The 10258-nt window shown below is 47.9% G+C and carries 7 protein-coding genes and 8 tRNA genes; 10 read left to right on the forward strand and 5 right to left on the reverse strand.

Features of this window, described 5'->3' with window-relative positions:
- Positions 1–3: 3 nt before the first annotated feature.
- Together ACXAGR_RS15285 and ACXAGR_RS15290 are read left to right on the forward strand one after the other, a co-directional pair.
- Complete coding sequence (locus ACXAGR_RS15285; protein WP_474851157.1) at positions 4–1380, forward strand: MFS transporter; 1377 nt, start codon at positions 4–6, stop codon at positions 1378–1380.
- A complete protein-coding gene (locus ACXAGR_RS15290; protein WP_474851158.1) occupies positions 1373–2407 on the forward strand; it encodes a Gfo/Idh/MocA family protein in 1035 nt (344 codons plus the stop codon). The genes ACXAGR_RS15285 and ACXAGR_RS15290 overlap by 8 nt, the downstream gene beginning before the upstream one ends.
- 129 nt (positions 2408–2536) lie before the next feature.
- Here ACXAGR_RS15290 and ACXAGR_RS15295 read toward each other — a convergent pair whose 3' ends face one another.
- On the reverse strand, positions 2537–3334 hold the full coding sequence (locus ACXAGR_RS15295) for an SDR family NAD(P)-dependent oxidoreductase (RefSeq protein ID WP_474851159.1): 798 nt from the start codon (positions 3332–3334) through the stop codon (positions 2537–2539).
- Positions 3335–3416: 82 nt separating this feature from the next.
- On the opposite strand from ACXAGR_RS15295, the gene ACXAGR_RS15300 reads away from it, so the two are divergent.
- Positions 3417–4238 (forward strand): alpha/beta fold hydrolase, encoded by an 822-nt coding sequence (locus ACXAGR_RS15300; protein WP_474851160.1) that lies wholly within the window; start codon positions 3417–3419, stop codon positions 4236–4238.
- A gap of 221 nt (positions 4239–4459) precedes the next feature.
- Positions 4460–5434: a formylglycine-generating enzyme family protein gene (locus ACXAGR_RS15305; RefSeq protein WP_474851161.1), complete on the forward strand. Its 975-nt coding sequence runs from the start codon at positions 4460–4462 to the stop codon at positions 5432–5434.
- A 154-nt stretch (positions 5435–5588) separates the two neighbouring features.
- Here ACXAGR_RS15305 and ACXAGR_RS15310 read toward each other — a convergent pair whose 3' ends face one another.
- The 4 genes from ACXAGR_RS15310 to ACXAGR_RS15325 all read right to left on the reverse strand — a co-directional run bounded on the left by ACXAGR_RS15310 (position 5589) and on the right by ACXAGR_RS15325 (position 7256).
- Positions 5589–6572, reverse strand: coding sequence for an alpha/beta fold hydrolase (locus ACXAGR_RS15310; RefSeq protein ID WP_474851162.1), 984 nt, complete (start codon positions 6570–6572; stop codon positions 5589–5591).
- A gap of 323 nt (positions 6573–6895) precedes the next feature.
- A tRNA-Val gene (locus ACXAGR_RS15315) sits at positions 6896–6971 on the reverse strand.
- A gap of 102 nt (positions 6972–7073) precedes the next feature.
- Positions 7074–7149 (reverse strand) — tRNA-Val (locus ACXAGR_RS15320).
- Between the two features lie 31 nt (positions 7150–7180).
- Positions 7181–7256, reverse strand: a tRNA-Val gene (locus ACXAGR_RS15325).
- Between the two features lie 300 nt (positions 7257–7556).
- Between ACXAGR_RS15325 and gltX the strand changes: the two genes are divergently transcribed.
- The 6 genes from gltX (at position 7557) to ACXAGR_RS15355 (ending at position 10257) form a co-directional block, all read left to right on the forward strand.
- On the forward strand, positions 7557–8966 hold the full coding sequence (gene gltX / locus ACXAGR_RS15330) for a glutamate--tRNA ligase (protein ID WP_474851163.1): 1410 nt from the start codon (positions 7557–7559) through the stop codon (positions 8964–8966).
- Between the two features lie 90 nt (positions 8967–9056).
- Positions 9057–9132: transfer RNA gene (locus tag ACXAGR_RS15335), tRNA-Ala, on the forward strand.
- A 136-nt stretch (positions 9133–9268) separates the two neighbouring features.
- Positions 9269–9344: transfer RNA gene (locus ACXAGR_RS15340), tRNA-Glu, on the forward strand.
- A gap of 190 nt (positions 9345–9534) precedes the next feature.
- A tRNA-Glu gene (locus ACXAGR_RS15345) sits at positions 9535–9610 on the forward strand.
- Positions 9611–9868: 258 nt separating this feature from the next.
- Positions 9869–9944: transfer RNA gene (locus tag ACXAGR_RS15350), tRNA-Glu, on the forward strand.
- 240 nt (positions 9945–10184) lie between these two features.
- Positions 10185–10257: transfer RNA gene (locus tag ACXAGR_RS15355), tRNA-Glu, on the forward strand.
- Position 10258: the final 1 nt, after the last annotated feature.

The raw sequence follows: 10258 nt of genomic DNA on the forward strand, positions 1-10258 counted from the left end.
ACATTGAATTCATCCCCCGCGTCTCATCAGGGTTCACAATTAGCCATTACTACCAAGGCAGGCTTTAGCTTAGGGCAGATCGCCGGACAGCTGTTTCGTGATGCCCCGTCTTTACTTCTACTGTTCTACCTTTCGAATGTGATGGGTATAGAGCCTGCGGTTGCAGGAGCTGCTATTTTTGTCCCGAAAGTGTTTTTTGGTGCCTTTTTCGATCTGATTGTAGGCGTTTCATCCGATAAATTTGCCAACGTATTTGCTCGTCGGAACTGGTTGTTGGTCGGTGCCATTGCCGCTCCGTTGGCGATGTTAGGACCATTTCTATTACCCGAAATGAATACGAACGCACAGGCCATTTGGGTATTTGCCGCGTTTTGTATCTACATGGCCGTGTTCTCAACATTCTCAGTCCCTTTCTTAGCGCAATTTGCCGAAATGACAGATAGCAAACAAGAACGGACTGAAATGATGGCCTGGAAACATGCATATACCGGTGTGGGTTTGCTCGCGGGCTCAGCAGGCATTCCTGTCCTTATCCACCTTTTAGGCGGTGATCGCGAGGCCTATCTTTGGTCAATATCTCTGGTGGGGATCATTTGTTCACTGAGTCTGATTATCTCCTGGTATTTTGCGGGAAGAATTCCCGATCGCCAACATACTGCTCAACCATTACCACTGAGGGAATTTCCCAAAGTATTTAAAGATCGGGGCTTTGTGGTGCTTTGTGCCACAGCCATTGTAATGACCCTGGCCGCTGGAACAGCTTACGCCAGCTTTGCATTCTTTGTTACGTACGGATTAGGCCGGGCCGATCCTTTTGTGCAAATTGGTATAATGACCACGGTGATGGGATTTGCGGTCATGTTTGGCTCGCCATTGTGGGTCTGGGTCGCTCAGAAGATTGGTAAGAAGAATACCTTTGTTTTTGCGGCTGCTATGCACGGCGTGGTGTTATGCCTCTGGGGTTGGCTCGCGGGAAGTCCAGTATGGGTTGACTACATATTGAGCGCTCTAATGGCGATATTTAACTCTGGCTGGGGGTTAATTATCTTGTCGTTACTATCAGATACCATTGCTCGCTCGCGAGAAGAACGCGGGGAAAACCGGGCCGGCGTTTACTCTGCGGTATGGTCAATTATTGAAAAAGCGGGGATTGCTGCAGGGGGATCCCTTATTGTTGGTACACTGCTTAGTTTTACTGGATTTAGTGCAACCCTCGCCAAGCAAGGCTTACCACAAAGTGATGACGCTATAAGCGGTATCATATTAACTTACGCCATTATACCGGGCGTTGCGAAAATTCTGGCGGCCATCATTATACTGTTCTGGTTGCCTGATGAAGAGTCTGCAAGCCTTGCTACTCAGGAGGTAAAGCATGTCTAGCTGTACGCCCCAAACCCCTATAAAACTCGCGCTCGTCGGCTGCGGCCGGATTAGTCAGGCTCATCTATCAGCAATGGATAGCCGTCCGGAGTTGTTTACTTTATCAGCCACCTGCGATGTCACACTTGAGGCCGCACAACACGTTGCTGAAAAGTATGGTGCGCACGCCTATACAGAGATAGACGATTTGTTACGTGAGGCTGATGTTGATGCCGTGCTGATTGCCAGTCCCAATAAGTGCCATTTTGAACAAGCCCTCAAGGCGATTCAGGCGAAGAAGCATGTGCTGATTGAAAAGCCCCTTGCTGAAACCAGCGAGCAGGCGCAAGTACTTCATCAAGCCGCAGAAGAAGCGGGATTAGTCCTTGCTGCAGGGCATACTTTCCGTCATGGAGATGCGACACGTGAACTGATGAAGCGCATGTCTGATTTCGGGAAATTATTGTCAGTGGAGGTGACACAATGTGTCTTCTGGGACGGCCCTCAAGCCCCCTGGTGGGCAGCAAGAAGTCCCGAAGAAGGCCTGATTTTGTCCATGTTTGCGCCACATTCACTGGATTTTGTTCAGTTAGTCATGGGTGATGATGAGCCTACTTCGCTCCATGCTGAAGCGGCCCGACACCAATCAGGTTGGCAAGGTGAAGACGAAGCGATGATGATATTTTCCTATCCAAACCGTCGCATAGCGAGTGTCCATATTAGTTATAATCAACCCTATGTGCTGGACAGAAAAACCTTGTTTTTTGACCAGGGCATTGCTGAGATTCACGATGGAGAGTGGTTATATTGGAATGGCAAGGTACTTGTTGAGCCCCCTCCGGGCCGGGTCAGTGATCCTCACTCGATGGGCAAACGTGACCTGTCTTCTTTCTTTGAGAACCAGTTAGAAGAATTTGCTAAAGCTTGTTACAAGCAACCCAATATGTGCCCAACAGGCCGGGATGCAAAAAGACTCATTGATACACTAGACAAAGTACGTTCTTGCGTTCGTGCAAACAGTGCCAGTGCAATCGATCCGCCTTTATAGCAATGATTGCTGTGGTGTTACACTGATTGCTGACTCAGAGGGCTTTGCCCTCTGTTTTCACATTACTGCCAGGGTTGGTAGTACGCAATATTCAATGTTTCTCTTCTTTGCAACAGATCATTGCTGCTATCAACGGCCGCCAGTGACGTCTAACATGGCACCGGTAATGTAGCTTGCCTGGTTTGAGGCTAAAAATAAAATGGCATCAGCGACTTCTGTTGGTGTGCCCAGCCTGTGCATCGGCGTCATTTTTATCGGGTCGTAGGTCAAGCCTTGTTGGTGCATATTGCGCAGGTATGGCCCAGCCAGTTCGGTATCAATCGGTCCCGGAGCCACGCCGTTAATCGTTATCCCTTCATCGGCAAGTTCAATAGCCAGATCACGTATAAAGCCTTGTACGCCCGCTTTCGCAGTAGAATAGGCGCAGGCACCGGTATGAAAGGCATTCCACACAGTACCATTACGCGCACCCGAAGAGAGGCACACAATTCTGCCGTACTTATTTTTCATCATTGCTGGTACTGCCGCCCTCGTACACAAAAACATTGAGCGCAGACTGAGGGCCATTGTGAAATCCCAGTCTTCCACAGAAAGATCCCAAATCCGGCCACTGCGACCACCACCGACATTATTGATTAATACCGAAATGTCACCAAACTCACCGACGGCTTTAGAAAAGGCGTTTTCGACCTGACTTTCTTCGGTGAGATCCGCTTCAATGGCTAAAAAAGCGGCGCTAAGGGTGTCCAGTATCTGCGCGGTTTCCTGTAAATGCGTTGTCGATTTATCCACCATGACCACTTTAGCGCCTTGCTCCGCGAAACGAATGGCGGTTGCCCTGCCAATGCCCAGGCCAGCCCCTGTGATCAGTACAACTTGTCCCTCATAGTTTGGCGAAAAATGTTTATTTTTATTGTCAGTCAGCATGAAGCCTCCTTTGGGGTAGAAAAAGAATGACACTTGGTTTAGTTTAAAAACACTTTAAATAACAGAAAAATAAGAAAATATAATGACTCCGAAGCTTGTTACTTTAAATCACTTGGATGGCCGCGAAACAGACATTTATCATTGGCAAGCAGATAATCCTGGTGCACCAACATTAATATTCTCTCATGGTTTTGAATCGTCTCCATTCCATTACCACAAGTTACTCGGGCCGTTGGCCTCAAGTGGATTTGAGATTATTGCTCCGCTACACACAGATTCTAAAAATCACCCTCAACATGGTACGTTTGATCCGCTGCACATCTGGCAAACCCGGATTGAAGATTTACATCACTGTATCGAACATTTTTCAGTGAAAGAATTTGTGGCTGCAGGCCATAGTTACGGAGCGCTAACAGCACTTTGTCTGGGAGGCGTGACGGCGTTGCGTCCTCAAGGATTGACCGTATCGATGTGTCAACCCGGCACCAGAGCCGTATTGGCGTTTTCCCCGCCTCCAGCGCTCCCCAATTTTGTGAGTATGGAAGACTATGCAAAGCTCAGCGTGCCAGCGTTGATTCAAACAGGCACGAAAGATATCGTCCCGGGTATGCAAACCGAGCCAGATCAATGGCGGGATCATTTAGCTGCATTTAATGCCTGTGAACCTGGGGCGGAGACGTATGCGTTAGTGCTCGATGAAGTGGATCATTGTTTTGGAGGAGCCATTTGTGAGCCTGCGCCTGAATTATCTCATCAGAGCACACAGTTACATGCAGCGTTGAAAATAGCGACCGAATTTTTACATGTTTATGGCGGGGTAGATGGCTCTAACCAAACTATCGCCATGGATACCCTTAAAAACAGGTTACATAAAAATGGCGAGTTGGGTTTCTACCAACGCTGAGCTTCGACCTGACAGCCCTTGTATCTCAAGTTTATACTAGATCCGCCCGGCAAAATTCAACAGGTCTTTGGAACCCTGACATTTATCAGGTCGGAACTCTCTTATTGATGATTGTATAGAGAGAGTTGAAGACGTGCCCGAAGTCCTTGCGAAACAGGAGTGTTTATGTCTGCAATATGTCGCCATAAGCGCGTGGGCTCAAGATAAATACAGGGGAATAAATGAAACGAAAATCACAGATGAGATTTATTAAATGCTGTGGGTTTGCTTTAGTCATTTGCAGCTCTACTCAGCCTACATTTTCTGATGAAAATGTCGAATCAGCGAGTGCAGAAAAAAACGCACGTGTCCAGACTGCCGTGCGGATACCTGCGAATCAGATAGAAACCAGTGATTTGGCCAAAGAAACGGCACCACCACCGGTATATCCCTCTACCCGGGCTGGCTCTGCTTTTACTGATTGCAGAGATTGCCCGGAGATGGTTGTTATCGGACCGGGTAACTTTATTATGGGCTCCACCGAAGAGGAGCGCCGTACGCTGGGCGTTATATCAATGTTTGACACCATGGAAGAGCCACGTCATAAGGTGTCCATCGAGTATAGTTTCGCCCTGTCCCGCTACGAGGTGACATTTGAACAATGGGACGCCTGCGTTGCAGATGGCGGCTGCAATGGGTACCGTCCAGACGATGAAGGGTGGGGCCGCGGCCAGCAACCGGTTATCAATGTGAACTTTAATGATGCACAAAACTATGTGACATGGCTTAGTGAAAAAACCGGTGAACACTATCGCTTACCCAGCGAAGCGGAGTGGGCGTATGCCGCTCGTGGTGGTACTCAAACATGGTATCCCTTTGGTAATCGCCTAACAGCTGATGATGCTAATGCAGGCTATGTACTTGACCGTACAGCACGTGTGGGTAGCTATGCACCCAACGGATTCGGTTTGCACGACGTAACAGGCAACGTTGCAGAATGGACGATAGACTGCTATCACGAAAATTACGAGGGTGCCCCGACTGACGGCTCTGCCTGGCTCACGGGTTCTTGCGAGAGCCGCAATGTGCGTGGCGGAGGATGGAGCTTACTGGCCTGGTCGGTTAGGGTTGCTCAACGAATTGGCGATCCGCCCGATGCAAGAAATTCTCACCTTGGTCTCCGAATTGCCAGAGACCTACCTCCGGCTCAGGACTGATTCGATTTTTTAAATAAACGTAGTTAAGTGCGTAAGTCGAGGTTGTTTACGCACTCATTTAACCTGATTAGGACTGGGGGTAAACGATTTATTTGGCATGCTGTTAAATAGTTCACCAACAACAACGTTTGTTGTAAGAAGGTACCCAAGTATATTATGCACCACCATTGCATACTCTTTGAATAAACGGAAGTGCGTTATCGAGTGACTCGTCAGGACGGTCGAGTAAAATCATATGACCACAGTCCTGCACGACCAGCAATTCTTTGTCTGGCGACTTGAGATACCCGAATGCGGCCATACCGTGCTCTTCGAGTGAAGTCTCATGATCATTCTCTGACCATAAAAGTAACGTTGGTACCGTGATCTGCTTTAAATCATCCGGCGTACGGTTCATATCAGTGCCATCGGCCACCTGCTTAGTAATCGCGGGAGCACGCATCATTCGATGGTTGAGATAGGTCCATTGCTCCACGAGTTCAGGCGTGACATTCGACTTGTTTTCTACATTAACAAGCAGGATCTCACGCCAGTAATCTTTTGAGTGCCAGTCTGGATGTTGCTGATCCGTTTCAAGCACCTCAATTAAGGACTGCGGAAATGAGGCGTAATCCATGTTAACCGGGCCTGCTGCAATATTGCCCAGTATTAATCCGTTAATCCGCTCGGGCTTTTCTGCAGCGTAGGCTGCTGCAGTAACGCCTGCGCTTGACGTTGCTACGATAACAAAACGTTCGATATCCAGCTTATCCATCAGTGCGTCGATGACGTTGATTTGTTGCTGTGTGGTATAATCCCCTTCCGGATTCGGGCCAGACAAGCCCGCAGGCGATTTGTCGTAACGTACAACTCGGTATTGATTCTTGAGCTTGCAAGCCCAGGCATCCCATTGACGCAAACTGGCGTATGAACCGTGTAACAGCAAAATTGCAGGGCCCTGGCCTTCATCTACAAAGTGTACCGGCTCTCCGGCCAGAGTTTCAAAGCGCGAGTCTGATAACGCATATTGCTCCTTAAGAGCGCTATCTGAAGGAAATGTTGGCATTGTGATATTCGGCTGAATTTTGTCAGTCACTGTAGAAAAGCTCGACCCTTGTTCAGCCTTTGTTGCTTTCTGCTTAAAATGAGTTTGAGTCAATGTATTTTCCTTCTTATTTACAGTGAGGTACCGCGCAAGCATTCCCCAATGAATTTCAGCGATTTTATGTTGCGAATAATTTTTGAATGCGTCGTTCGTCACGTTAATAAAATCACTGATTAAAAAATCCTGGAATGATAAATGTCAATACATGCAGGAAGTGAAATTAAATAGGTTTTTTGTCATGGAACTGGGGTATGAAATGATTGCTTGAAAGGAGGCTAGTTGGTTTTTTTAAAAAGAGTGCACGTAACGAAGTTGTTGAGCCAGTGAATGGACACGTTGCTTGATATATAAATGAAACAAGGAATCTGAAAAGAAAGTGGTGGACGCTACTGGACTTGAACCAGTGACCCTCGCCTTGTAAGGGCGATGCTCTCCCAACTGAGCTAAGCGTCCGAATTTATTGCTGCAACAAATGGAAGAATTGGTGGACGCTACTGTGACTCGCAACGAAGTTGTTGAGCCAGTGACCCTCGCCGTACCAAATCCAAAGAAAATTGGTGGACGCTACTGGACTTGAACCAGTGACCCTCGCCTTGTAAGGGCGATGCTCTCCCAACTGAGCTAAGCGTCCTCTTTCTTTTCAAACAGGTCCACGTTAGAAGTGGTGGACGCTACTGGACTTGAACCAGTGACCCTCGCCTTGTAAGGGCGATGCTCTCCCAACTGAGCTAAGCGTCCGCTGTTTGTTACCTGTCCGTGCTGGACAAGTGGGGCGGTATTATAGGGTTGCATTCGATGGTGTCAACAACAAAATTACGGAAAAATGACTGCCTGATTGAATTCCGATCAATTAGCAGGGTGCTGATGTTTCTCTGTCCGGTGGGTGGCGGAATTTTAAGCACAAAGTGAAAATCCCGTCCATTATTTTGCAGTTAACCGCTGATATTAAATAATGGCACGATAGCTGGCTTTTGCCGCGCCGGATTGGCTGGTAGAATGCACGCAATTTTTACTTCCATTTAAAGATAGAGAAACTACATGTCTGTCGTAACGCGATTTGCTCCCAGCCCTACCGGCTATCTTCACGTAGGTGGTGCCCGTACCGCTCTTTATTCCTGGCTATATGCGAAAAGCAAGGGCGGGGAATTTGTACTTCGTATAGAAGATACAGATTTAGAGCGTTCTACTGATGATGCAAAGCAAGCTATTCTCGATGGTATGCAATGGTTGGGTTTAACCTGGGATAAAGGTCCTTATTACCAAACTGAGCGATTTGACCGTTATAAAGCGCTGATCCAGCAAATGTTGGATGAAGGTAAAGCTTATAAGTGCTTCATGAGTTCAGAAGAACTGGACGCGATTCGTGAAAAGCAAAAAGAAAACGGCGAGAAGCCCCGTTATCCCGGTACATGGCGTGACCGTACTGACCATCCGGAAGGTCAGCCTTTTGTTATCCGTTTCAAAAACCCGCAGGAAGGCACGGTAGTCATTAACGACCATATCCGTGGCAAAATCGAAATCAGTAATAAAGAGCTGGATGATCTGATCATTCAACGTTCTGACGGTTCGCCTACTTATAACTTCTGTGTTGTAGTGGATGACTGGGATATGGGGATTACTCACGTAGTGCGTGGCGAAGACCACATTAATAACACGCCACGTCAGATTAATATCCTGGAAGCGCTGGGTGCGCCGGTACCTGAATATGCTCACGTATCTATGATTCTTGGTGATGATGGCAAGAAGCTTTCTAAGCGTCATGGTGCTGTGAGTGTAATGCAGTATCGCGATGATGGTTATCTGCCGCAGGCGGTACTTAACTACCTGGTTCGTCTGGGTTGGTCCCACGGGGATCAGGAAATCTTCTCACTGAAAGAAATGATTGAGTATTTCGATCTGGATGCCATTGGTCAGTCTGCTTCTGCTTTTAATACTGAAAAATTGGTATGGCTGAATCAACACTACATGAAAACTTTGCCGGCCAGTGAGGTTGCTTCACGTCTGAAATGGCATTTTGATGAGATGAATATCGATTTGGCTGCCGGACCGGCATTGGAATCGGTGATTGCCATTCAGGCTGATCGTGTCAAAACACTTAAAGAGCTGGCGGAAATCAGTACATACTTCTATGTGGATTTTGAAGACTTCGATGCAAATGCTGCGAAAAAGCATCTGCGACCTGTTGCCAAAGAGCCTCTCGAGGTGGTTAAAGAGAAACTGCTGGCTATTGAAGAATGGGATCCGGAAAATATCGGTGCTGCTATTAATGCGGCGGCAGAATCGCTGGGTGTGGGAATGGGTAAAGTCGGTATGCCTTTACGTGTTGCAGCAACCGGAAGTGGTAACTCTCCGTCGCTGGATGTAACGTTGAATTTGCTCTCAAAAGCCAAAATTGAAGAGAGAATAAACAAAGCGCTTACTTTTATAGCAAACAGGGAAAATTCCTAAAAAAACCGTTGACAGGGCAGTGGGGTATGCCTAGAATGCGCCCCGCTGTCACGGAACAGTCACACGAAATACAGTGACCATTCCAAGTACGGGGCCATAGCTCAGCTGGGAGAGCGCCTGCATGGCATGCAGGAGGTCGGCGGTTCGATCCCGCCTGGCTCCACCAAATTCTTAAAGAATTTACAGTAGTCGGAAATGTATTTTCCGGTAAGTTCTTAGGTAAGGCAATAAGGTCGCTCATCTCGCGGGCTCGATTCGCCTTACTGAAAATCTCGAAAGCTTGCTTTCGAAACAGATTTTCAGTCCCCTTCGTCTAGAGGCCTAGGACACCGCCCTTTCACGGCGGTAACAGGGGTTCGAATCCCCTAGGGGACGCCATTTGTATCGCGTCACAGTCGGTTAATACTGTGAAATAGGCCGGAGTTGTTGTTTGTAGCTTGTATCAGTGAGTTACATTTAAACATCTTCAGGACTTGAAAGTCAGTAAAGCAATAAGGTCGCGCGGTTCGCAGGCTCACCTTGCCTTTACTGAAATTTAGCGAAGCATGCTTCGCTGAGCAAAATTTCAGTCCCCTTCGTCTAGAGGCCTAGGACACCGCCCTTTCACGGCGGTAACAGGGGTTCGAATCCCCTAGGGGACGCCATTTAAATCGCGTCACAGTCGATTGAAACTGTGAGATAGGCCGAAGTCGTTGTTTGTAGCTTGCATCAGTGAGTTACACCTAAACATCTTCAGGACTTGAAAGTCAGTAAAGCAATAAGGTCGCGCGGTTCGCAGGCTCACCTTGCCTTACTGAAAATCTCGGAAGCTTGCTTCCGAACCTAGGATAAGGCCGCTCACGATAAATCGTGAATCGCCTTACAGAAATTTAGCGAAGCATGCTTCGCAAGACAAAATTTCTGTCCCCTTCGTCTAGAGGCCTAGGACACCGCCCTTTCACGGCGGTAACAGGGGTTCGAATCCCCTAGGGGACGCCATTTATATCGCGTCACAGTCGATTGAAACTGTGAGTTAGGCCGGAGTTGTTGGTTTTAACCAGCAGCTTCAGGACTTGAAAGTCAGTAAGAAGAATAAGGTCGCTCATCTCGCGGGCTCGATTCGCCTTACTGAAAATCTCGGAAGCTTGCTTCCGAACCTAGGATAAGGCCGCTCTCACGATAAATCGTGAATCGCCTTACAGAAATTTAGCGAAGCATGCTCCGCAAGACAAAATTTCTGTCCCCTTCGTCTAGAGGCCTAGGACACCGCCCTTTCACGGCGGTAACAGGGGTTCGAATCCCCTAGGGGACGC

Source organism: Alteromonas sp. ABH4_457, assembly GCF_056160625.1.